Consider the following 21,677-nt stretch of genomic DNA (forward strand, 5'->3'; position numbering starts at 1 on the left):
GAGCTGTGACGCTCGACACCAGAAAGTAGTAGCCATGTACATAATATCCATGTACTGTATTTCTCGTGAGCGAAGCAGCTGAGAACGCGACGGCGGGATACCTGGTCTGGCGCCTGTCGACGAAGTGGCGGGTGGCCGTCGACCGGGCGGTCGCACCGCTGGGCCTGACCCACGCCCAGTACGCGGTGATGGCGTCGCTGTACGGCATGGGACGCACCGGACTGCGGCCCAGCCAGCGCGAGCTCGCCGACCACACCGGCCTGGAACCGCTCTACGTCTCCAAGCTCGCCCGCGCCCTGGAGACCGCCGGACTCGTCGCCCGCACCCGCGACCCGGACGACCCGCGCGCCATCCGGCTGACGCTCACCGACCAGGGGCGCGACATCACCCGCCGGGCGATCGGGGTGGTCCAGGGCCTGCTGGACCAGCTGCTGGCGCCCCTCGGGGGACAGCGCGGCCCTCGCGCCCGCGAGTTCACCCGCGAACTCGCCATCCTGCTCGACGCACCTCTTGACCCGTACACCGAGACCGAGATCGAGATCGAGACCGAGAACGAGAAGGAGCAGTCATGACCACTGCCACCGCCACCGCCACCGCCACCGCACCCGCTACCACCACCGCACCCGCCGTCAACGCCCGGATCATCGGCCTGGCCCACCACGCCCCGCGCGCCCTCCTGGAGCGCGTGCTCGACCGCCACGGCGTCACCTTCCACCAGAACGTGACGCTCCGGCTCGTCGCGATCGCCGCCGAGCCCGTCGGCCGCGACGAACTCGTCGGCGAGGTCAGCGGCGCGCTGAAGACCGACGACTCGTTCGTGCACGGCGTGATCGAGGAACTGCTGACCGCGAAGCTGCTGGAGGCCGACCCGGCCGACCCGTCCCGGCTGCGCCCCACCGGCACCGGACGGGACCTGTACGAGCGCGTCGCCGCCGAGAGCGGCGCGATAGCCGCCCGCCTGTACGCCGGCATCCCGGCGGCGGACCTCGCGGTCGCGGGCCGCGTACTGACCCTGATCACGGACCGCGCGAACACCGAGCTGACCAGCGCCTGAGGCCGCCGACGGCGCTCGACCCCCACGGGAGGGGGCCACCTCTTCGGCGAACCGTCCCGGGCGGTGCGTGGGTGGGAGAGGAAGGCGGGAGCGGACCGGCGGTCAGAAGGCGGGGCGCTCGGGATCCAGCACGGCCAGGCCCTCCGCAGGAGACGACGCCTCCGCGAGGTACCGCCGCGGAATCCGCCCCGCCAGCCGGGCCAACCGCCCCGCCTCCACCCCGGCCCGCATGGCGTGAGCCATCCGCTCGGGATCCTGCGCCCGCGTCACCGCCGACGCCAGCATCACCCCCGCACACCCCAGCTCCATCGCCAGCGCCACGTCCGACGCCGTACCGGCCCCCGCGTCCAGGATCACCGGCACGCGCGCGTGCTCGACGATCAGCTGGAAGTTGTGCGGGTTGCGGATCCCGAGCCCCGACCCGATCGGCGACCCCAGCGGCATCACCGCCGCGCACCCGACGTCCTCCAGCTTCCTGGCCAGCACGGGGTCGTCGTTGGTGTATGGCAGCACTGTGAACCCGTCGTCGACCAGCGTTTCCGCCGCGTCCAGCAGCTCGACCGGATCCGGCAGCAGGGTGCGCTCGTCGGCGATGACCTCCAGCTTGACCAGCGAGGTCCCCAGCGCCTCCCGCGCCAGCCGGGCCGTCAGCACCGCCTCACCCGCCGTGAAACAGCCGGCGGTGTTCGGCAGCACCCGGATCCCCAGCCGTTCGAGGACCGACAGCACGGAACCCCGTACCCCCGGGTCCACCCGCCGCATCGCGACCGTGGTCAGCTCGGTCCCGGACGCGACCAGCGCCCGCTCCAGCACCTCCAGGCTCGGTGCGCCCCCGGTCCCCATGATCAGACGGGAGGAGAACGTCGTACCCCCGAGCACGAACGGATCGTCTGCCATGGCTCAGCCTCCCTGCACGGCGGTGAGGACTTCCACGCGGTCGCCCTCGGCGAGCGCCGTGCCCGGCCACTCGCCGCGCGGTACGACGGTCTCGTTGACCGCCGCGGCCACCCCGGAGGGCGCGGGCGTGAGGGACCGTACGAGCGTGTCGAGCGCGGTGCCCGGGGCGATCTCCCGGCGCTCGCCGTTGACGGAGATGGTGACGGAGAGGTTCATGCGGTCTGCTCCACGAGTACGGTGCCGAATCGCCTCGGCGTGAACGGACGGGCCTCCTCGGGCAGCTCCCCGCCGGCCAGCAGCTCCGCCATCACGTCCCCCGTGACCGGCGTGAGCAGCACCCCGTTGCGGTAGTGCCCGGTGGCCAGCAGCAGGCCGTCGAGGCGGGTCGGCCCGAGCAGCGGCGCGTTGTCGGGGGAGCCGGGGCGCAGCCCGGCCCGGGTCTCGGTGAGCGGCAGCTCGGTGATCCCGGGGACCAGTTCGTGCGCGTCGCGCAGCAGCTCGTACACGCCGCCCGCGGTGACCGTCGTGTCCCAGCCCAGCTCCTCGCTGGTCGCGCCGACCACCAGCTCGCCGTTCTCCCGCGGCACCAGGTAGACCTGGCTGCCGCGCACCACGGCCCGTACGGTCCGGCTGAGGAACGGCGCGTACCGCTTCGGCACGGTCAGCCGCAGCACCTGCCCCTTCACCGGCCGCACCGGCGGCAGCACGTCGTCGGGCACGCCCGCGAGCCGGCCGCTCAGGCTCCCGCCGGCGAGCACCAGCTGCCGCGCGCCGCAGGTGTCACCCGCGCGGGTGAGGACGCCGGTGGCGCGCTCCCGTACCACCTCCAGGCGCTCCGCCCAGTCCCGGTGGAACACCACCCCGGCCCGCTCGCACGCGGCCACCAGGGCGGCCGCCAGCCGGCGCGGGTCGATCTGGTGGTCGCCGTCGACCCGCAGCCCGCCGCGCACACCCGGCGCGAGCATCGGCTCCAGGCGCCGGCACTCCCGTCCCGACAGCCACTCCGACTCCAGGCCCGACTGCCGCTGGAGGGTGTGCAGCTCCCGCAGATGGGCCCGGTCGTCGGCGTCCAGGGCGACCGCGAGGGTGCCGCAGCGCCGGTAGCCGAGGTCCTGGCCGGTGAGCTCGGTCAGTTCGGCGGCGAAGTCGGGATAGCGGCGGGCGGAGGCCAGGTTGAGCCCCAGCAGGGTCTGCTCGCCGTAGTGCAGTTCGGTGACCGCGGCCAGCATCCCGGCCGCCACCTGCGCGGCCCCGCCGCCGGGATCGGGATCGACCACGGCGGTGGCGAGCCCGCGCTGGGCCGCCCGCCAGGCCGTGACCAGGCCGATGACTCCGCCCCCGATGACGAGGACGTCGGACGTATGTGAGGACATGGGCGTCCAGCCCCTCCCTTCGCCGGCATGACCCGGATCAGGTTCGTACGGTCGGAGGCCGCCAGCCTCCCTCTCAGCCCGGTGCGTCCGGGCTCCCGCGTGTGCTTCCCCGCCACCCTAGCCCGCGGGGCTCCGCCCCGGTAAGACGGCCTGGGCCGGTGCCGCGGAAGGTCTTGTGCAAAGTTCTGTGCAGGGTCCTGTGCAAGGGCCTGTGCAAGTCCTTGTGCAAGAGGTCACCCAGCACGCCCCCTGACTGACTCTCTGTCAGTTGTCTATCGTTCGTGTCTATGGTGATCAGGTGAGCGAGCAGACGCAGCAGCAGGGCACGTCACAGGCGCGACGCGTGGTCGTCGTGGGCGCGGGCATGGCCGGGGTACAGACCGCCGTGGCCCTGCGCGAACAGGGGTTCACCGGCCCCGTCACCCTGATCGGCGCCGAACCGCACCAGCCGTACGACCGGCCGCCGCTCTCCAAGGCCGTGCTGCTCGGCAAGGCCGAGAACTCCGCCTTCGAGGTCGACTTCGAGGCCCTCGACATCGAGCTGGCGCTCGGCCGCGAGGCGCTGGGCGTGCGCCCCGCCGACCGCGAGCTGGACACCGAGACCGGACCGGTGCCGTACGACGTGCTGGTCCTCGCCACCGGAGCCGAGCCGATCACGCTGCCCGGCACCGAGGGCGTGCCCGGCGTCCATTTGCTGCGCACCCTCGACGACGCCGAACGGCTGCGGCCCGTGCTCGTCCGGCAGCACGACGTCGTGGTCGTCGGCGCGGGCTGGATCGGCGCCGAGTTCGCCACCGCGGCCCGCGAGGCCGGCTGCGCGGTCACCGTCGTGGAGGCCGCCGACCGTCCGCTCGCCGGGGCGCTGCCCGCCGAGGTGGCCGTGCCGATGGCCGCCTGGTACGCCGACAGCGGCGCCGACCTGCGCACCCACGCGCGCGTGGCACGCGTCGAGCCCGGCGCGGTGGTGCTCGACGACGGCTCACAGGTGCCCGCGGGCGCCGTCGTGGTCGGCATCGGCGCCCGCCCCGCCACCGCCTGGCTGACCGGCTCCGGCATCGAGCTGGGCCCCCACGGCGAGGTGCTCGCCGACGACCGGCTGCGCACCAGCGTCCCGGACGTCTACGCGGTCGGCGACTGCGCCTCCTTCCCGTCCGGCCGCTACGGCGAGCGCCTGCTCATCCACCACTGGGACAACGCCCTCCAGGGCCCGCGCACCGTCGCCGCCAACATCCTCGGCGAGACCGACGCCGTCTACGACCCCGTGCCGTACTTCTGGTCGGAGCAGTTCGGCCGCTTCGTCCAGTACGCCGGCCACCACGCGGCGGACGACCGCATGGTGTGGCGCGGCGACCCGTCCGGCCCGTCCTGGAGCGTCTGCTGGCTGCGCGAGGACCGCCTGGTAGCCCTCCTGGCGGTCGGTCGCCCGCGTGATCTGGCACAGGGACGACGACTGATCCAGGCGGGGCAGGAAATGGACGCGGATGCCCTCGCGGATCCGGCCCGCCCCTTGAAGAACGCGACTGCGGCGCCCCGATAGGGGCGCGGGGCTGTGGCATATGCGGCTCCGCCGCGTGGGCGCGACCAGCCCCCACCCCGCCGCACCCGAACACCCACCCATCGCGCCCGAACCACCACAACGCCTACCCTTGACCTCGTGACCGAGATTGACGCAAACATCGATGCTCTCGTCCCCGCATGGCTCAACCTCCCCGACATCGCAGAGATGCTCGACGTCGAGGTGACGCGTGTGCGGCAGCTGGTCAAGGAGGGCCAGCTCATTGCCGTACGGCGTGGCGAGAACCGCGCGCTGCACGTCCCCGCCGCCTTCATCGACGGCGACAAGGTCGTCAAGGGCCTGTCCGGGACCCTGACGCTCCTGCGGGACGACGGCTTCAGTGACGAAGAGATGCTGGAATGGCTCTTCACCCCCGACGAGACCCTGCCCGGCACCCCCGCGCAGGCGCTGAGTGAGAATCGCGGTACGGAGGTGAAGCGCCGCGCCCAGGCGCTCGCCGTCTGAGGCAGCCAGTACCGACTCAACGGGGGACCAAGACGATGACCGACACCGCCCGCGCCCAGCTGGCCGACGCCCGTCTCTACCTCTGCACGGGCGCCCGAAAGGAGCAGGGCGACCTCGCCGAGTTCCTGGACGCGGTCCTGGCGGGCGGTGTCGACATCGTGCAGCTGCGCGACAAGGGCATGGAGGCGGGCGAGGAGCTGGAGCACCTCGCCGTGTTCGCCGACGCCTGCGCCCGGCACGGCAAGCTGCTCGCGGTCAACGACCGCGCGGACGTGGCCCACGCGGCCGGCGCCGACGTGCTCCACCTCGGCCAGGGCGACCTGCCGGTACCCGCCGCCCGCGCGATCCTCGGCCCGGACGTCCTGATCGGCCGCTCCACGCACGCCGAGTCCGAGGCCGCCGCGGCCGCCGTCCAGGACGGGGTGGACTACTTCTGCACCGGCCCCTGCTGGCCCACCCCCACCAAGCCCGGCCGCCACGCCCCCGGCCTCGACCTGGTGCGGTACACCGCCGCCCTGGGCACCGACCGCCCCTGGTTCGCCATCGGCGGCATCGACCTGGGCAACCTCGACCAGGTCCTGGAGGCGGGCGCCCGCCGGGCGGTCGTCGTCCGCGCGCTCACCGACGCCGACGACCCGGGCGCGGCGGCGGCCGAGTTCGCGAAGCGGCTGCGGTCGGCGTAACGCACCGTCCGTACCGTCCGTACCGGCTGTCCGGAAACATGTCCAGTATCCGGACAGGAGGCCGACAAACCAGGCAAATTTCCCGAGCGCGGTTGGGCCGCCGTCCGCCCCTGGCTAACCTGCGGAGTATGGCCCTAGGAACCGCATCCACCAGGACTGACCGCGCACGCACCGTGCGTGACATGCTCGCCTCCGGCAAGACCACGTACTCCTTCGAGTTCTCGGCGCCGAAGACCCCCAAGGGCGAGCGGAACCTGTGGAGCGCGCTCCGGCGGGTCGAGGCGGTCGCCCCCGACTTCGTCTCCGTGACCTACGGCGCCGGCGGTTCCACCCGCGCGGGCACGGTCAAGGAGACCGAGCAGATCGTCGCCGACACCACGCTCACCCCGGTCGCCCACCTCACCGCGGTCGACCACTCGCTGGCCGAACTGCGCAACATCATCGGCCAGTACGCGGACGCCGGGATCCGCAACATGCTCGCGGTGCGCGGCGACCCGCCCGGCGACCCGATGGGCGACTGGGTGGCGCATCCGCAGGGCCTGACCTACGCGGCCGAACTCGTCCGGCTGATCAAGGAGTCGGGCGACTTCTGCGTGGGCGTCGCCGCCTTCCCGGAGATGCACCCGCGCTCCGCCGACTGGGACGCCGACGTACGGCACTTCGTCGACAAGTGCCGCGCGGGCGCCGACTACGCCATCACGCAGATGTTCTTCCAGCCCGAGTCGTACCTTCGCCTTCGTGACTCGGTCGCGGCGGCCGGCTGTGAGACGCCGGTGATTCCGGAAATTCTTCCGGTCACCAGTGTGAAGATGCTGGAACGGTTGCCCAAACTCAGCAACGCGGTCTTCCCGGACGTCCTGAAAGAGCGGATCCTCACAGCGAAAGACGATCCGGCGGCGGTACGCTCCATTGGCATCGAATTCGCCACGGAGTTCTGCGCGCGGCTGCTGGCCGAGGGAGTGCCCGGACTGCACTTCATCACGCTCAACAACTCCACGGCGACGCTGGAAATCTACGAAAACCTGGGCCTGCACCATCCCCCGCGGGCCTAGACCGGCCGCACCGGAGTACGACACACTGCGTAGCGGTCACTGGGAGAGGGGCGTACATGGGCTGGACGGTCCTCTACGTAGCGTTCGGCATCGTCGCGCTGTGGTTGCTCGGCGAGGTACTGCTGCAGTACAAGGCGCGGCTGCGCTGGCGGCTGCTCGCCTTCGTCGGCTTCCTCGGGGTCGTCTTCGGTGTCCTGATCCCGTCCGTCATCGTCATCGGCGTGGGCGCGATCGCCTTCGCGGTCGGCCAGACCTACGTCACGCTGTCCTTCCGCCGCGGCTTCGAGGCCGGCTGGGCGGTCAAGCGTCCGGGCACGGAGGGTGACGAAGGCGGCTTGATCAAGCGCCGTCGCGGCGAGCCCGGCGAGGACCCGGGCCTGGAGGCCACCGACCCGGACGCGGCCGACGCCGCCTACGCCGGCCAGCAGGCCGTCTACTCCACGGGCAGCACCCCCGTCTACGGCGGCGACGACGACTACGACCGCGACGACGTCTTCACCCCGAACGCCGCCCGGCCCGGCGAGCAGCCCACCGCCGCCGAGTCCACGACGGTGTACGAGCCGCAGCCGATGCCCGACGACACCGGCTCCTACGGCGTCTACCGCGACGGCTACGCGGCCACCGGCGACCAGCAGGCCGCCTACGCCGCCGCCGGCCAGGACCCGTCGTACGCCACCCAGGGCACCGACCAGAACTACGCCTACGACTACTCCGGCTACGGCCAGCAGCAGTACGGCTACGACGCGAACGGCCAGCAGCAGTACGCCAACTACTCCGACCCGTACATCGGCAACCAGACCTACGGCTCCACCGGGTACGACCAGTCGTACGGCACCCAGCAGTACGACCAGCAGGGCTACGCCCAGGGGCAGTACGGCACCGGCGGCTACGAGACCCCGGCCGACGGCGTCTGGGTCCCGCAGCAGCGCGCCGACGAGACCTACGGCGGCGAACTCCCGCAGGAGCAGCCGTACCCCTACCAGGGCGACGGGCAGCAGCAGGGCCAGGGTCAGGGCCACCAGGGCAACGGGTACGACGAGCAGTACCGTTTCTGAAGCTTCCGCGAAGCCTTCACGCCTGGCCGCCTGGCCCGCCGGCTCACTGCGAGCCGCGGAACTCCGGCCCCTCCACGATCAGTCCGGCCACCAGCGCCCCCGACATGCCCGCGTGCGGCAGTCCGCCGCCCGGGTGGGACCAGCCTCCGGCGGCGAACAGGCCCGGCAGGCCGGTGATGCTGGACGGGTACAGCAGGTCTCCTGCCCCCGCCGCGAGCGCCGGCGGCGGTACCGCGCCGCCTGCCGCGCCGGTCTCCTCCGCGATGTCCGCGGGAGTGCGCACCTGCTGCCAGCGGATCCGGTCTCGCAGTCCGGGGACGGCCCGCTCGGCGGCGGTGATCATCTGCTCGGTCCGGACGGGATCGTCGGCGGTTCCGGCGGGCACCGTCGAGACCAGTGCGACGGCTTCGTGGTCGTTGTCGGGGACCAGGGCCGGGTCGTCGGGCCGCAGGACGGTGACGGTCCCCGGCGCCGCCGGGCCGGAGCCGAACAGGGCGTCCAGCTCCGCGGACCGGTCCGGGGCGTGCACCACGGTCCGGTGCGCGGTCCCCTCCGGCTGCCCGCCGCGCAGCGCCAGCAGCACCGTCAGCCGGCTCGGCAGCCCCCGCCGGGGCGTCGGCCCGCCCTCCACCGCGGGACGGCCCAGCGCGTCCGGCGCCACGCCCGCCACCACGAAGTCCGCGTCGGCCACCGCACCGCCGGCCAGCTCCACGCCCGCCGCCCGGCCGTCCTTCTCCACGACCCCGGTGACCTCGGCGCCGAACACGAACGCGACCCGCCGCTTCACACACCGCTCGTACACCGCGCGCGCCAACTCCCGCATGCCACCGCGCACATACCAGGTGCCGAAGGCATGCTCCAGATACGGCAGCACGGCGGCGCTCGCCGGTGCGGTGCGCGGGTCGAGACCGTAGGCGAGCGCGTGGCTCTCCAGGAGCGCGGCGAGGCGCTCGTCGCGCAGCTCCCAGGCGCCGACCTCGGCGAGCGTGCCCGCCCGGCGGGTGCGCAGCAGCTTCTTGTGCGGGACGGACGGGTACGGCTCGCGCTCGGCCAGCACCTGCCAGTTCGGCCACAGCGGCTCCTCCAGGAGGGGCCGCCGGGTGCGGTCCCAGGCCTCGCGGGCCCGCACCAGGAAGTCGCCCCAGCGCTGCCCGGCGCCCGGCCCGAGGGCCTCGTCCAGGGCGGTGACGACGCCCGCGCGGGACGCGTTCGGCAGCGACAGAGCCGTGCCGTCCGCGAAGACATGCCGGGCCGACGGGTCGACCTGGACCAGCTCGACGCAGTCCTCCAGCGGCTCCTTGCCGGTCTTGACGAACAGGTCGCGGTACACGGCGGGCAGCGGCAGCAGCCCCGGGCCGGTGTCGAAGGCGAACCCGTCGCGCTCGAAGCGGCGCACCGCACCGCCGTACGTCTCCGTACGCTCGTACACCGTCACCCGGTGGCCCGCGACGGCCAGCCGGGCGGCCGCCGCCATGGCGCCCAGCCCGGCGCCGATCACCGCAATCCGTCCCATGCCCGCGACTTTATCGACCGCCACCGACAGTCCCGTCCGGCGGGCCGTCAGCCCGGGGGCCGCCCCGGGTGCGCCGCCAGCCGCCGTTCCTCCCGGCGCTGGGCGCGGCGGCGCCAGAACCGCCGGATCCGGGAGACCAGGAACACCAGCACGACCAGTCCGCCGGCCAGCAGCACCGCCGCGATGATCGCCGCCGCCAGCGGATGGAACATGGCGAACGACACGATCCCGGCGACCCCGAGATCCTCCGCGAAGCTCAGCACGATGTTGCTGAACGGCTCCGGGGAGGTGTTGACCGCCATCCGGGTCCCGGCCTTGACGGTGTGGCTGGCCAGCGCCGTCGAACCGCCGACCAGCCCGGCCACCACGTCGTTGAGCGAGCCGCTCTGCCCGGCGAGCAGCGCGCCGACCCAGGCGCCCGCGAGCGGGCGGACCACGGTGTGCACGGAGTCCCACACCGAGTCGACGTACGGGATCTTGTCCGCGACCGCCTCGCACAGGAACAGCACGCCCGCGACGATCAGCACCTCGGGGCGCTGCAGCGTCTCGGGGACGTCGTCGCTCAGACCGGTGGCGCCGAAGAAGCCGAGCAGCAGCACCACCGCGTAGGCGTTGATTCCGCTGGCCCAGCCGCTGGTGAAGACCAAGGGGAGTACCGACACGGACGCGATCGTAACCAGTCGGCGGCCACGCGTGCTGGGCGTGCGTACGCAGACCTGAGTACGTCTACCCAGGGGACGAGTTGAGTACGCGCGCGGATGGGCCGCGACCTGCGTGAACGAGAGAGTGGAGACACGGGAAGGGGCGCGCGGCCCGGCACCGCCGACACGGGGCGGCGGAACGGCAGAGGCGCCCTCGACCGCTCCTTCCGCCGATGTACGTCGGCGGAAGCGAGACACGGGGGAGAGGGGACCCGGGGGAACGACCGGAAACCGGGGGAGTACGGGGGAGCACGGAAGGCGCCGGTTTTCCGGTGGCCCGCGGGGGACGCGGCCACCGGAGGACCGGCGCCTTCGCACGTCCGGCGCTCAGCCCTTCCCGCTCACCCGTCCCTGCAGCAGCCGTGACAGGGCCGCGTGGACGTCGTCCAGGGAGCGTTCCGGCTGGAAGGACTTCCAGTCCAGGGCCGCCACCAGCACCATCCCCACCAGCGCGGCCGCCGTCAGCTGGACGTCGATCTCGTCGCTGAACTCGCCGTTCTCCACGCCCTCGCGCAGCACGCCCTCGACGACCGCGACGGCCTGCTGCCGGACCACCATGAGCGTGGACTGCCAGGCCCGGTTGGTGCGCCACAGCTCGGCCACGTAGAGCTGGGTGAAGGCCGGGTAGCGGTCGATGAAGACGAGGCCCGCGCGGACCATCGCGTCCAGGGCGTCGACCCGGCTGCCGCCCTCCCGCGCGGTCCGCTCGGCGGCCTCCCGCAGGGACGCGGTGAGGAGGCCCACGCCGTGCCGCAGCAGCTCCTCGAAGAGGACCGACTTGCTCGCGAAGTTGTAGTAGACCGTGCCCTTCGCGACCCCGGCCCGTTCGGCGATCTCGTCCACCGTGGTGGCGGAGAACCCCTGCTCGGCGATGAGGGTGACGGCCGCCTCGTAGAGCTTCTGCCGGGTGGCCTCTCGGCGCGTGCTGCCGCCCGTGGTGCTGCTGCTTTCCATGGTCCTGATTCTCACAGGAACGGCGGCCCGCGCGGGCACGGAAGGGGAGGTCATGCAGGCCTCACAGGCTCAGTTCAGGATGCAGCCGGTCCAGCGTCCACACCTGGCGGCGCCGGGCCGACAGCGCGGTGAGCGCCAGGGCGCCCGCCGTGAACGCCGTCAGGACCGCGCAGGCCTGCCACACCGGGCCCAGGCCGCCGCCCGTGATCAGCCTCCTGAGCGCCGCCACGACGTAGCTCATCGGCAGGAACGGGTGGATCGCGTTGAAGAAGCCCGGACTGGTCTGCACGGGATAGGTGCCGCCCGCCGAGGTCAGCTGGAGCATCAGCAGGGCGAGGACGAGGATCCGCCCCGCCGCCCCGAAGCGCGCGTTCAGCCACTGCACGAGCGCCGCGAAGCACGCCGTCACCAGGAACAGGAACCCGACCGTGCCGGCCGCGCGGGCCATCTGCAGCCCGATCGCCCAGTGCAGTACGGCCATCAGGGCGGCCGTCTGCAGCACCCCGACCGCGACCACCGGGAGCCAGCCCGCCAGCGCGATCCGCCAGGCCGCGGAACCGGCCGCCAGGGCGCGCCGGTTGAGCGGCTGGATCAGCATGTAGGCGACCATCGCGCCGACCCACAGGGACAGCGGGATGAAGTACGGGGCGAACCCGGTGCCGTAGTTGGGCGCCTTGTGCAGGTCCTGGGAGGCCAGCTGGACCGGGTCGGCCATGACGCCGGTGCGCTGCTCGCGGTCCTTCGTGCCGTAGTCGGGGATCTTGTCGGCGCCGTCGTGCAGACCGCCCGCCAGCCGGCCCGAGCCGTCGACGAGCTTGTACATCCCGCCGCTGAGGTCGTAGGCGCCGGTCCTGAGCTTCCCGACGCCCGTGTCGAGGCCGGTCGCGCCGGCGCTGGCCGTGCCGAGGCCGGTGTGCAGCTTCGCGGCGCCCGCGGCGACCCGGGCCGCGCCGGCGTTCAGCCTGTCGATCTTCTTGACGGCGTCGGCGACGTCCTCGGAGAGGTGCGGGGCGCGGTCGGCGAGGGCCTGGGCCTGCTGCTGGAGGGTGGCGAGGTTGCCGTCGAGCGTCTTCAGGTCGCCGTTCTGGTCGGCGATCAGCGTGTCGAGGTCGTCGGCCACGGCCGCCACGTCGTCGGCCGCGTCCCTGGCCTTCTTCAGATCGGGGCAGACCGGGTCGGCCAGCAGGTCCGCCGAGCAGCGCGCGCGGTAGACCTCGTCCAGCGTGTCGGCCGCGGTGCGGGCGGTCTTCGCTGCCGCCGGGGCGGTCTTCACCAGGACGCCCAGGTTGTCGCGGACGGTCCGCGCCGAGTCGGCGACCAGCCGCGCCGTGTCGCCGATGGTCTTCTCGTTCTTCGCCAGATACGGGCCGACCTCGCCGTAGACGGCGTCGACCTTGTCCGCGAGCTCCTGGGTGCCGTCCGCGACCTGCCGCGAACCGTCCGCGAGCGTCCCGGCGCCCGCGTCCAGCCTCTTGACGCCCTTGGCGAGCTTCGCGCTGCCGGTCTTGGCGTCCTTCAGCCCGTCCGCGAGGTCCTTGGACCCCTTCTCGGCCTTCCCGATGCCACCGGTGAGCGTGTCGGCGCCCTCGGCGGCCTTCACGGTCTGCCCGTGGATGTCGGAGAACGAGATGAAGATCCGGTCCAGGAAGGACCGGGAGGCCTTGGTGGACGCGGCCGACCGCACCTCGTTGAAGACCGTCCGGGAGATCTGCCCGACGATGTAGTTGTTCGCGTCGTTCGTGCGCACCTGGAGCGCGCCGGTCTCCGGGGAGTCGCCCGCACTGGAGGCGATGCGCTCACTGAAGTCGGCGGGCATGGTCAGCGACAGGTAGTAGGTGCCGTTCTCGACGCCCCGCCGGGCCTCGGCGGCGCTCACCTCGTGCCAGTCGAAGGTGTCGCTGTCGCGCAGCCCGGTGACGATGTCGTCGCCGGCGCTGATCCTCCGGCCGCTCGCGGTCGCCCCCTGGTCGTCGTTGACGAGCGCCACCGGGATGCGGTCCAGCCGGCCGTACGGATCCCAGAACGACCACAGGTACAGCGCCCCGTACAGCAGCGGCAGCACCAGCAGGGCCACCAGGGCCGCCCGCGGCAGCTTCCCCCGTCCGAAACGCCTGAGCTCAAGCGCGGCCAGTCGCGGCGAACGCATCGCGGGCCTCCTTCTTCTGCGGTGCTTCGGATGCGTCCTTCTGCGGTGCTTCGGGTGCGTCGGGTGCTTCGGTTACCTCCGATGCCCCGGCGGTCTCCGATGCCTCGGGCGTCTCCGATGCCTCGGGTGTCCCGGTGCCGTCGGTGTGTACGACGACGGCCCCCGCCATCGCCTCCCCGCACACCGCCACCACCGTCGTCCCGGACGCGGCGATCGACGCCAACAGCGCCCGTACCTCGGCCCGTTCGGCCTCCGACAGCTTCAGGTCCGCGTCGTCCACGGCCAGCAGCCGGGGCTTTCCGACCATGGCCAGCGCCACGGACAGCCGCAGCGCCTCGATCCGCTCCAGATCCCGTACGGCGGTCCGGGCGCCCTTCGGCAGCGACTCCGGGTCGAGCCCGGCGGCGGCCAGGGCGTCGTCGATCCGGTGCTGGGCCCGTGCCTTCCGCTGGGCCCGCGGCCGCACCAGATCCCGTACGGAGTCGCCGAACCGGCGCTGCAGCAGGGCCCGTTCGCGCAGATGCTCGCCGACGGTCAGGGCGGGTTCGAGGTCGGTGACCCCGGCGACGTTGGCGACCGCGCTGATCCGGCGCGCGGCCGCCAGCTGCTTGGGCAGCCGGGTGGTGCCGACGCTCGCGGTGCCCTCGGTGGCCTTCATCCGGCCGGTGAGCGCGAGCAGCAGACAGGTGCGGCCGGAGCCGGACGGCCCCTCCACCGCGATCAGCGCGCCGGGCCCGGCGTCCAGGGAGATCCCCCGGAACGCCCAGCCCCGCGGGCCCCTGAGCCCCAGGCCCTCGGCCGTGACAGGTACGCCGTGCACTGGTCCCCCTCTTCCACGTCCGCCCCGTTTTTGAACTGACTGGTCAGTGCAAAAACTAGTCCGAACTCCCGATCGAAGCAAAAGGCCAGGTCAGAACGGATTGTCAGTGGCATACCGCACGATGGGCACATACGGCACCCCGTGTGAGGGAGCCGTCACCCAGACGACAGGAGGTTCGTCATGGCCAACTCGTCAGCGGCCGCCGCCCACCGGCGCCGCGCCACCGGCCCTGCCCCCTCACTGACCGGCCCGGCGAGCGATGTGCACCCCGTGCTCCGCCGGGCCACGGCCCCGCCCGCCGCCCTCGACCTGCTCACCCAGGCCCGTGCCGCCCTCGACGAGGCCGAGCTGCTGGACACTCCGAACGAGCGCTATGCGACCGCCCACCTGGCCGCCCTGCGCACCGCGGCCGCCGTGCTCGCCGCCCGTGCCCGCCCCGAGACCTCGCCCCGGCGCCGGGCGCGGATCCGCAGCGCCTGGGAGGTGCTCCCCGAGGTCACACCCGAGCTGACCGAGTGGAGCGCCCTGTTCGCCTCCGGCGCCGGCCGCCGGGCCCGCGCCGTGGCGGGCATCCAGGGCGCGGCCACCCGCCGAGACGCCGACGACCTGATACGCGACGTCGCGATGTTCCTGCGCATCGTCGAGCGGATGCTCGTCCTCCAGCCGGTGCTGCCGCAGCCACGCCGCCAGGACGCCGATCGGCAGCCGGACGGCGACCCGGGGAGAGGGCTGCCCGACGCGGGATGACCGGGGGGAGGGGGCCTGGACCTTCGGGGGGCCGGGGAGAGGGATCCCGGACCTGCGAGACCGGGAAGCGGGATCCCGGACGTGCGGGGGCCGGGAAGGGGGATCCCGGACGTGCGGGGACCGGGTGAGGCGGCGGAGGCAATAGGGTGGAGAACGCCTGAAGCCTCCCCTCCTCCCGCACCCGGGCCGGGGAGGCACCGAGTTCGCGCCGCCGGGCAACAGGCGGTGCCGCGCCGAGGAGTCAACTGCCGTGCCGGACCCCACACGACCCCGCGCCTCTCTCCGTACCGCCGTGGTCTGGGAGGTCCTCCAGGACGCTCTGGACCGCCGGGTCAAGGCCACCGGCAGGGACGCGCTGGACGTCCTCGACACCGGTGGCGGCAGCGGCAACTTCGCCGTCCCGCTCGCCCGCCTCGGCCACCGCGTCACCGTCGTCGACCCCAGCCCGAACGCGCTGTTCGCGCTGGAGCGCCGCGCCGCCGAGGCCGGCGTCGCCGACCGGGTCAAGGGCGTCCAGGGCGACGTCCTCGGCCTGTTCGACGTGGTCGAGCGCGGCAGCCACGACGTGGTGCTGTGCCACGGCGTCCTGGAGTACGTCGACGACCCGGCCGAGGGGGTACGCAACACGGTGGCCGCCCTGCGCCCCGAGGGTGTCCTCAGCCTGCTCGCCGCCGGGGTCGGCGGCGCCGTGATCGCCCGCGCCCTCGCCGGGCACTTCACGGAGGCCCGGCAGGCCCTCGCCGACCCCGACGGCCGCTGGGGCACCGGCGACCCCGTGCCCCGCCGCTTCACCGCCGAGCAGCTCACCGGCCTGGTCGAGGGCGCGGGCCTGGCCGTCGCCGCCGTGCACGGGGTCCGGGTCTTCGCCGACCTGGTCCCCGGCGTCCTCGTGGACACCGAGCCCGGCGCCCTCGACGCCCTGCTCAAGCTGGAGGCCGCCGCGGCCGAGCTGCCGGCGTTCCATGCCGTGGCCACCCAGTTGCATGTGCTCGGCGAGACCGTGGGTGCCGCCGGGGCCTGAGATCCTCCTGGGACGAGCCCGCTGATCAGGGGCTCGACAGCGGATGGAGTACGCCACAGGCCCCCCGATCGAGGGGTTTGCGCCGTATGATCGAGGGAGACCGCCCGGCATGACGGACCGGCCGCTGGGGAATGGAAGCTTCAGCGAGTCGGAACGGCCATGGCGGGTTCCGGTTGGCCAATTGGCCTAGAGGGGCGGGTTTCACGGGGGCGATTCCCTGCCTATCCTGAAGGGACCCCCCGGGTCGCCCCGGCGACTGCACGATGAGGAGGACGCCGTGCCGCTCTCGGAGCACGAGCAGCGAATGCTTGAGCAGATGGAGCGAGCGCTGTACGCCGAAGACCCCAAGTTCGCGACAGCGCTTGAGGGAAGCGGCCTGCGGACGTACACCCGGCGACGGGTCTACCAGGCGGTGGCCGGCTTCCTCGTGGGTATCGCGCTCCTCATCGCCGGAATGGTCACGCTGCAGATCTGGGTCAGCGTGGTGGGCTTCCTCGTCATGCTGGGCTGCGCGGTGCTCGCCGTCACCGGCTGGCGCAAGGCCCCCAAGCCCGGCGAGCAGCCCGCGGGAGGCCCGCAGGCCCGCCGTCAGAACCGGCCGAAGCGCTCCATGATGGACCGCATCGAGGAGCGCTGGCAGCGCCGCCGCGACGAGCAGGGCCACTGACGGCTCCGCCGAACAGAGCGTGACTGAGGGGTGACCGCCACCGGGCGGTCACCCCTCAGTCGTTTCAGTCGTGGCTGCCGTCGGACCGGTCGGCCCGACGGCAGCCCTCCTCCGTCAGCCTCGCTGCCCCGACGGCCTGCGCGGGGCCGGCCGGGCCGACGCCGCGCGCTCCCGCAGCCGGGCCCATCCGGCCGAGGCCGCCCACACCACGCGCACCAGCGACCGCGGGGCGAGCGTCGCCCTGAGAAAGACCGGGGTACCGACCGTGACTCGCAGGGTGGTCACCACCCGGCGGACGTCCTCGGCGAGCCCGGCCGTCGGCTGTGGCCGCGGCGCGTACAGCACCTGCTCGACCGCGTCCGCCACCCGGTGCACCGAGGCTTCCGTGACCGGGTCGAGGTGCCCGAGCCGGACGATCCGCGCGGCCGCGTTGCGCGGGGTGAGCGACTCGTCCGGCAGGATGCCGAAGTCCCAGGCCGTGTCGATCAGTTCCTGCCAGACCGCCAGCGTGTGCGCGGCCACGCCCTCCGGGGTACGGGCGTACCCGCCGAGCCGTCTCGCGCGCAGCACGCGCCGCCACAGCATCGGTGACAGGGGCAGCGCCAGCACGGCGAGGGCGCCGCAAACCAGAAACGGCAACGTCAGCTGCGTCAGCAGCCGCCGCAGCCAGTCGCCGTCATCGCGGGCCGCCGCGGTGGCCGACGAGGGGCTCTCGCAGGCGTTCTGCCTGCGCAGCTGGGGCGTGCAGCTCGCGCTCTCCGAGGCCGAGGGCGACGGTACCGCCGAGGCGCCCTTGGACGGCAGGGCCTCGTTCGGCACGGAGGAGCCGGGGGTGTCCGACACCGTGTACGAGGGCGTCGTGCCCCGGGTGGGGGTCGGCTCGAAGCGGGTCCAGCCCACGCCCTCGAAGTACAGCTCCGGCCAGGCGTGCGCGTCCTTCAGGCCCACCGAGACCGTGCCGTCGGCCTGCGGGGTGCCGGGCGCGAAGCCCACCGCGACCCGGGCCGGGATGCCCAGCGTGCGGGCCATCGCGGCCATCGCGAAGGAGAAGTGCACACAGAAGCCGCGCTTCTGCTTCAGGAAGTTCGCGATCGCGCCCTCGCCCCGGCCCACCTGCACCTGGGTGTCGTACTGGAAGCCGCCGGTCACCGCGAAGTAGTCCTGGAGCTTGACCGCCTCCTCGTAGTGGTTCGCCGAGCCCGCGGTGACCTCCTTAGCCGTCTGCGCCACCACCGAGGGCAGCGAGGAGGGCACCTTGGTGTAGTCCCGCTTCATGGCCGCCGTCGGCTCCGGCGCCGCGGCCAGCTGCTCCGCGGTCGGCCGCACGTCCAGGCTGGTGACCTGGTAGGTCTCACCGCGCGTGTTCTGCCCGTGGTCGCCGACCAGGGTCATCCCGACCGGCTCGTACCGCCAGGTGCCGGCCACCTTCACCCCGCTCGGCGGGTACGGCATCGGCAGCCAGTCCTGGGCGTACCAGTCGGCGGCCGAGATCGTCGTGCGCACCGTGGTCCGCTTGATGTCGCCGCCGAGGCCGGCCGGGGTCGGGAACGTGTTCGGGACGTTCGTGATGTGCCGCTGGGCCGGCTTCCAGGTGGTGCCGTCGAAGTCGTCCAGGGAGACGATCCGCAGATACAGGTCGGAGACGTCGTCGGTGGAGGTCCGCACGGACAGCACCTGGCGGTCCTCGTCCACGTTGAGGCTGTCCCGCAGCGACACCAGCGGGTTGACCGCGGAGATCGTGCCGCCGTTCCCGTTGCCCACCCCGACCCCGGCCCCGGTGCCGTCCAGCAGGCCGCCCTGGATCGAGGGCATCGCGAAGTACGGAACCAGCACGGCGATGCCGAGCACGGCGACGCTGATGCGACCGCCGTAACGTGCCGGGGCCGCGCCGCTGTCCGGCGCGCCGGGGGTCCGTGACACCCCGCCGAACACCCGGCCCCACTGCGAGAGCCGGTCCCGGCCCTCGGCGAGCAGCAGCATCAGGTAACCGGCCGCCGCGATCAGGAACAGCAGCCATTCGGCGGGGTTGTCGGTCAGGCCGGCCGCCACCGAGTACAGCGCGAGCAGCGGCAGCCCGGCCGGGGCCGCGCTGCGGAAGGTCACCGCGAGGATGTCCACCAGCAGTCCGACGATCAGCACCCCGCCGAGCAGCATCAGCCGGATGCCGTCCGTCAGCGGTGCGGGTATCGCGTACTGGCTGACGTCCTCGGAGCCCTGCTGGAGCAGGTCGGCGAAGTACCGGAAGGCGTCCGGGCCGGGCACCAGCCCGAGGATCGCGTGCTCCCGGGCGAAGACCAGGGTCAGCATCAGCAGTGTCACCAGGGCCTGCGCGGCCACGGTCAGCGACCGGGCCAGCGGCACCCGGCGGGCCGCCGCGCCCACACCGGTCTGGATCGCCACCAGGAAGATCGCCTGGAACATCCAGGTCCACGGGGCGACCAGGGGCAGCAGGGCGCAGGACGCCAGCAGCGTCGCCGCCGCCGCGGTCAGGGCCAGCCGGGCTCGTCCGCTCATCGCCGTGTCTCCCCGCCCGCCGCGGCCAGCGAGGTGCGCTCGCGGTCGGCCTGCCGCCACAGCTCGGTCAGCGAGGCGCCGCGCGGTACGCCGAGCACCGTCCAGCCGGCCTCGCGCAGCATCCGCAGCCGCTCCTCGTGCGGGTTGCCCGGCGCGGGCACGTCGGTGGGCTCCCGCACCCAGGTGTCCGGGTCCAGCACGAACGCCACGGCACCGCCGCTGCGCTGGCGCATCTTCGCGGCCACCGCCGCCTGTTCCTCGTCGAGGTCGCCCAGGAAGGCCACCAGCAGCCCCTCGTTCCCGCCGCGCAGCACGTCGTAGGCCCGGGACAGGCCGGTGCCGTCCGAGTGGTCGATCACGGCGAGGGTGTCCATCATCAGCCCGGCCGCGTCCGCCGACTCCTGGCCGGAGCCGGTGAAACCGTCGGCGCCCTCGCCGGGCACCGAACTGCCGGAGTCCGTCAGCAGCCGGACCGAGAAGTTGCGTTCGAGCATGTGCACCAGGACCGAGGCGGCGCCGGACACCGCCCACTCGAACGCGGAGTCGGGACCCGCGCCCTCGTAGGCGCCGCCCCGGGTGTCGAGGAGCACCGTGCAGCGGGCGCGTTGCGGCTGCTCCTCGCGGCGCACCATCAGCTCGCCGTAGCGGGCGGTGGAGCGCCAGTGCACCCGGCGCAGGTCGTCGCCGTAGCGGTAGCCGCGCGGGATCACGTCGTCCTCGCCGGCCAGGGCCAGCGAGCGCTGCCGCCCGTCGCCGTATCCCCTGGCCTCGCCGCTGAGCCGGATCGGCGGCAGCGGCTCGACCTTCGGGATGACGGTCAGGGTGTCGAACGTCGAGAAGGAACGGGTCAGTTCGCACATGCCGAACGGGTCGGTCAGGCGCAGCTGGAGCGGGCCCAGCGGATAGCGGCCGCGCAGGTCCGAGCGGACCCGGTAGGACACCTCGCGACGGCCGCCGGGCTCCACCCGGTCCAGGACGAAGCGGGGTCGCGGGCCGAGGACGTAGGGCACCCGGTCCTGGAGCATCAGCAGGCCGGTGGGCAGCCGCGAGACGTTGTCCATCCGCAGATGCACCCGGGCCTCGCTGCCGGCCGGCACCCGCGCGGGGGAGAGCCGGCGGCTGCCGGCCACCCGGTAGCGGGTGCGGTAGAGCACGGCCGCGCAGATCAGCGGCAGCACGGCGAGCAGCAGCCCGACCGGGCGCAGATCCTGCTGGCCGAGTATGTACGCGCAGATCACCGCCGCGACACCGGCCGCCAGGAAGGAGCGGCCACGGGTGGTCAGCCCGGCCAGGGCCGTGCGCATCCCGCCGGTCTCCCCGCGGTCCGCCTCCGCCGGGGTGCCCATCACAGACTCCGCGGGGGCTGCTGGGGATAGGCCGGCACGCCCCGGCCCAGACCGCCGAAGCCGGTCTGCTGCTGGGTGGCCGCCGGCACCGGGGTGGACTGCAGGATCTCCTGGACGACCTGCTCGGAGGTGCGCCGGTTGAGCTGGGCCTGGGCGGTGGGCAGCAGCCGGTGGGCGAGGACCGCCACGGCGAGCGCCTGCACGTCGTCCGGCAGCGCGTACTCCCGGCCGCTCAGGGCGGCGGACGCCTTCGCCGCGCGCAGCAGGTGCAGCGTCGCGCGCGGGGAGGCGCCGAGTCTGAGGTCGGGGTGGCTGCGGGTGGCGGAGACCAGGTCCACCGCGTACCGCCGGACCGGCTCGGCCACGTGGACACCGCGCACGGCGTCGATCAGCTTCACCACGTCATGGGCGTGGGCCACCGGCTGGAGGTCGTCCAGGGGGTTGACCGCGCCGTGGATGTCGAGCATCTGCAACTCGGCCTCCACGCTGGGGTAGCCGACCGAGACCCGGGCCATGAAGCGGTCGCGCTGGGCCTCGGGCAGCGGGTAGGTGCCCTCCATCTCGACCGGGTTCTGGGTCGCCACCACCATGAAGGGGCTGGGCAGTTCATAGGTCTGCCCGTCGATGGTGACCTGCCGCTCCTCCATCGACTCCAGCAGCGCGGACTGGGTCTTCGGCGAGGCGCGGTTGATCTCGTCGCCGATCACGATCTGGGCGAAGATGGCACCCGGTTTGAACTCGAAGTCCCGACGCTGCTGGTCCCAGATGGACACGCCGGTGATGTCCGACGGCAGCAGGTCGGGCGTGAACTGGATACGCCGCACGGTGCAGTCGATGGACCGTGCCAGCGCCTTCGCCAGCATCGTCTTGCCCACGCCCGGGACATCCTCGATCAGAAGATGTCCCTCGGCGAGCAGCACGGTCAGCGAAAGCCGTACGACCTCGGGCTTGCCCTCGATCACACCCTCCACCGAACTGCGGACCCGCTCCACAGTGGCAGTCAGATCAGTGAGGCTCGCTCGATCGTCATAGGTCGTCACCCGGCCCTCCTCGGCCCGTTATTGCCCGGACCGGCGCATCGTCTCGCACAACCGGCCCACCCCGAATCACGGAC

21 protein-coding genes and 1 riboswitch are annotated in these 21,677 nt (G+C 73.1%); of the genes, 10 read left to right on the forward strand and 11 right to left on the reverse strand.

Annotated features, from left to right (window positions below):
• The first annotated feature begins 65 nt into the window (after positions 1-65).
• The gene (locus ACGFZS_RS04200; RefSeq protein ID WP_393793803.1) at positions 66-572 is read left to right on the forward strand and encodes a MarR family winged helix-turn-helix transcriptional regulator; all 507 of its coding nucleotides are present in this window, start codon (positions 66-68) and stop codon (positions 570-572) included.
• Positions 569-1,054 carry a MarR family transcriptional regulator gene (locus ACGFZS_RS04205; RefSeq protein WP_393793804.1) on the forward strand — a complete coding sequence of 162 codons (486 nt, stop codon included), beginning with the start codon at positions 569-571 and terminating at the stop codon, positions 1,052-1,054. The genes ACGFZS_RS04200 and ACGFZS_RS04205 overlap by 4 nt, the downstream gene beginning before the upstream one ends.
• Before the next feature lie 102 nt (positions 1,055-1,156).
• Here ACGFZS_RS04205 and ACGFZS_RS04210 read toward each other — a convergent pair whose 3' ends face one another.
• The 3 genes from ACGFZS_RS04210 to thiO all read right to left on the reverse strand — a co-directional run bounded on the left by ACGFZS_RS04210 (position 1,157) and on the right by thiO (position 3,324).
• The gene (locus ACGFZS_RS04210; protein WP_393793805.1) at positions 1,157-1,951 is read right to left on the reverse strand and encodes a thiazole synthase; all 795 of its coding nucleotides are present in this window, start codon (positions 1,949-1,951) and stop codon (positions 1,157-1,159) included.
• Between the two features lie 3 nt (positions 1,952-1,954).
• Entirely contained in the window at positions 1,955-2,167 is a 213-nt protein-coding gene (gene thiS, locus ACGFZS_RS04215; RefSeq protein ID WP_355707857.1) for a sulfur carrier protein ThiS, read from the reverse strand.
• Positions 2,164-3,324 (reverse strand): glycine oxidase ThiO, encoded by a 1,161-nt coding sequence (thiO, locus tag ACGFZS_RS04220; RefSeq protein WP_393793806.1) that lies wholly within the window; start codon positions 3,322-3,324, stop codon positions 2,164-2,166. Before thiO ends, thiS begins: the two co-directional genes overlap by 4 nt.
• A riboswitch (TPP riboswitch) is annotated at positions 3,322-3,433 on the reverse strand. It overlaps the preceding gene by 3 nt.
• Before the next feature lie 189 nt (positions 3,434-3,622).
• On the opposite strand from thiO, the gene ACGFZS_RS04225 reads away from it, so the two are divergent.
• The 5 genes from ACGFZS_RS04225 to ACGFZS_RS04245 all read left to right on the forward strand — a co-directional run bounded on the left by ACGFZS_RS04225 (position 3,623) and on the right by ACGFZS_RS04245 (position 8,134).
• Positions 3,623-4,861 carry an NAD(P)/FAD-dependent oxidoreductase gene (locus ACGFZS_RS04225; protein ID WP_393793807.1) on the forward strand — a complete coding sequence of 413 codons (1,239 nt, stop codon included), beginning with the start codon at positions 3,623-3,625 and terminating at the stop codon, positions 4,859-4,861.
• A gap of 117 nt (positions 4,862-4,978) precedes the next feature.
• Positions 4,979-5,344 (forward strand): Rv2175c family DNA-binding protein, encoded by a 366-nt coding sequence (locus tag ACGFZS_RS04230; protein ID WP_365680321.1) that lies wholly within the window; start codon positions 4,979-4,981, stop codon positions 5,342-5,344.
• 35 nt (positions 5,345-5,379) lie between these two features.
• Positions 5,380-6,027 carry a thiamine phosphate synthase gene (gene thiE, locus ACGFZS_RS04235; RefSeq protein WP_393537298.1) on the forward strand — a complete coding sequence of 216 codons (648 nt, stop codon included), beginning with the start codon at positions 5,380-5,382 and terminating at the stop codon, positions 6,025-6,027.
• Positions 6,028-6,155: 128 nt separating this feature from the next.
• Complete coding sequence (gene metF, locus ACGFZS_RS04240) at positions 6,156-7,079, forward strand: methylenetetrahydrofolate reductase [NAD(P)H] (RefSeq protein ID WP_393793808.1); 924 nt, start codon at positions 6,156-6,158, stop codon at positions 7,077-7,079.
• Between the two features lie 56 nt (positions 7,080-7,135).
• Positions 7,136-8,134: a hypothetical protein gene (locus ACGFZS_RS04245; protein WP_393793809.1), complete on the forward strand. Its 999-nt coding sequence runs from the start codon at positions 7,136-7,138 to the stop codon at positions 8,132-8,134.
• Positions 8,135-8,177: 43 nt separating this feature from the next.
• Here ACGFZS_RS04245 and ACGFZS_RS04250 read toward each other — a convergent pair whose 3' ends face one another.
• The 5 genes from ACGFZS_RS04250 to ACGFZS_RS04270 form a co-directional block, all read right to left on the reverse strand.
• Entirely contained in the window at positions 8,178-9,647 is a 1,470-nt protein-coding gene (locus ACGFZS_RS04250) for a phytoene desaturase family protein (protein ID WP_393793810.1), read from the reverse strand.
• Between the two features lie 47 nt (positions 9,648-9,694).
• Entirely contained in the window at positions 9,695-10,309 is a 615-nt protein-coding gene (locus ACGFZS_RS04255) for a DUF4126 domain-containing protein (protein ID WP_393793811.1), read from the reverse strand.
• 366 nt (positions 10,310-10,675) lie between these two features.
• Positions 10,676-11,302 carry a TetR/AcrR family transcriptional regulator gene (locus ACGFZS_RS04260; RefSeq protein WP_355707872.1) on the reverse strand — a complete coding sequence of 209 codons (627 nt, stop codon included), beginning with the start codon at positions 11,300-11,302 and terminating at the stop codon, positions 10,676-10,678.
• 61 nt (positions 11,303-11,363) lie between these two features.
• Entirely contained in the window at positions 11,364-13,448 is a 2,085-nt protein-coding gene (locus tag ACGFZS_RS04265; RefSeq protein ID WP_393793812.1) for a YhgE/Pip family protein, read from the reverse strand.
• Positions 13,420-14,268: an ATP-binding cassette domain-containing protein gene (locus ACGFZS_RS04270; protein ID WP_393793813.1), complete on the reverse strand. Its 849-nt coding sequence runs from the start codon at positions 14,266-14,268 to the stop codon at positions 13,420-13,422. The genes ACGFZS_RS04265 and ACGFZS_RS04270 overlap by 29 nt, the downstream gene beginning before the upstream one ends.
• Positions 14,269-14,448: 180 nt before the next feature.
• On the opposite strand from ACGFZS_RS04270, the gene ACGFZS_RS04275 reads away from it, so the two are divergent.
• The 3 genes from ACGFZS_RS04275 to ACGFZS_RS04285 all read left to right on the forward strand — a co-directional run bounded on the left by ACGFZS_RS04275 (position 14,449) and on the right by ACGFZS_RS04285 (position 16,703).
• Positions 14,449-15,015, forward strand: coding sequence for an SAV_6107 family HEPN domain-containing protein (locus ACGFZS_RS04275; protein WP_393793814.1), 567 nt, complete (start codon positions 14,449-14,451; stop codon positions 15,013-15,015).
• Positions 15,016-15,265: 250 nt separating this feature from the next.
• Positions 15,266-16,036, forward strand: a complete 771-nt coding sequence (locus ACGFZS_RS04280; protein WP_393793815.1) for a methyltransferase — start codon at positions 15,266-15,268, stop codon at positions 16,034-16,036.
• A gap of 277 nt (positions 16,037-16,313) precedes the next feature.
• The gene (locus tag ACGFZS_RS04285; RefSeq protein WP_393793816.1) at positions 16,314-16,703 is read left to right on the forward strand and encodes a DUF3040 domain-containing protein; all 390 of its coding nucleotides are present in this window, start codon (positions 16,314-16,316) and stop codon (positions 16,701-16,703) included.
• A gap of 114 nt (positions 16,704-16,817) precedes the next feature.
• Here ACGFZS_RS04285 and ACGFZS_RS04290 read toward each other — a convergent pair whose 3' ends face one another.
• The 3 genes from ACGFZS_RS04290 to ACGFZS_RS04300 are packed head-to-tail and all read right to left on the reverse strand — an operon-like array spanning position 16,818 to position 21,603.
• Positions 16,818-19,217 (reverse strand): DUF3488 and DUF4129 domain-containing transglutaminase family protein, encoded by a 2,400-nt coding sequence (locus ACGFZS_RS04290; protein WP_393793817.1) that lies wholly within the window; start codon positions 19,215-19,217, stop codon positions 16,818-16,820.
• On the reverse strand, positions 19,214-20,563 hold the full coding sequence (locus tag ACGFZS_RS04295) for a DUF58 domain-containing protein (RefSeq protein ID WP_393793818.1): 1,350 nt from the start codon (positions 20,561-20,563) through the stop codon (positions 19,214-19,216). The genes ACGFZS_RS04290 and ACGFZS_RS04295 overlap by 4 nt, the downstream gene beginning before the upstream one ends.
• Positions 20,563-21,603: an AAA family ATPase gene (locus ACGFZS_RS04300; protein WP_393655322.1), complete on the reverse strand. Its 1,041-nt coding sequence runs from the start codon at positions 21,601-21,603 to the stop codon at positions 20,563-20,565. The genes ACGFZS_RS04295 and ACGFZS_RS04300 overlap by 1 nt, the downstream gene beginning before the upstream one ends.
• Between the last annotated feature and the right edge of the window lie 74 nt (positions 21,604-21,677).

It is taken from the genome of Streptomyces sp. NPDC048288, from assembly GCF_043201555.1.
Classification (GTDB): Bacteria; Actinomycetota; Actinomycetes; order Streptomycetales; family Streptomycetaceae; genus Streptomyces.

Excerpts from the sequence above, each read along its gene's own strand:
- ACGFZS_RS04210 (WP_393793805.1), bottom strand. The coding sequence starts at position 1,951 with ATGGCAGACGATCCGTTCGTGCTCGGGGGTACGACGTTCTCCTCCCGT.
- ACGFZS_RS04295 (WP_393793818.1), bottom strand. The coding sequence starts at position 20,563 with ATGGGCACCCCGGCGGAGGCGGACCGCGGGGAGACCGGCGGGATGCGC.
- ACGFZS_RS04205 (WP_393793804.1), top strand. The coding sequence starts at position 569 with ATGACCACTGCCACCGCCACCGCCACCGCCACCGCACCCGCTACCACC.
- ACGFZS_RS04250 (WP_393793810.1), bottom strand. The coding sequence starts at position 9,647 with ATGGGACGGATTGCGGTGATCGGCGCCGGGCTGGGCGCCATGGCGGCG.
- thiO (WP_393793806.1), bottom strand. The coding sequence starts at position 3,324 with ATGTCCTCACATACGTCCGACGTCCTCGTCATCGGGGGCGGAGTCATC.
- ACGFZS_RS04260 (WP_355707872.1), bottom strand. The coding sequence starts at position 11,302 with ATGGAAAGCAGCAGCACCACGGGCGGCAGCACGCGCCGAGAGGCCACC.
- ACGFZS_RS04265 (WP_393793812.1), bottom strand. The coding sequence starts at position 13,448 with ATGCGTTCGCCGCGACTGGCCGCGCTTGAGCTCAGGCGTTTCGGACGG.
- thiS (WP_355707857.1), bottom strand. The coding sequence starts at position 2,167 with ATGAACCTCTCCGTCACCATCTCCGTCAACGGCGAGCGCCGGGAGATC.
- ACGFZS_RS04275 (WP_393793814.1), top strand. The coding sequence starts at position 14,449 with ATGGCCAACTCGTCAGCGGCCGCCGCCCACCGGCGCCGCGCCACCGGC.
- thiE (WP_393537298.1), top strand. The coding sequence starts at position 5,380 with ATGACCGACACCGCCCGCGCCCAGCTGGCCGACGCCCGTCTCTACCTC.
- ACGFZS_RS04290 (WP_393793817.1), bottom strand. The coding sequence starts at position 19,217 with ATGAGCGGACGAGCCCGGCTGGCCCTGACCGCGGCGGCGGCGACGCTG.
- metF (WP_393793808.1), top strand. The coding sequence starts at position 6,156 with ATGGCCCTAGGAACCGCATCCACCAGGACTGACCGCGCACGCACCGTG.
- ACGFZS_RS04245 (WP_393793809.1), top strand. The coding sequence starts at position 7,136 with ATGGGCTGGACGGTCCTCTACGTAGCGTTCGGCATCGTCGCGCTGTGG.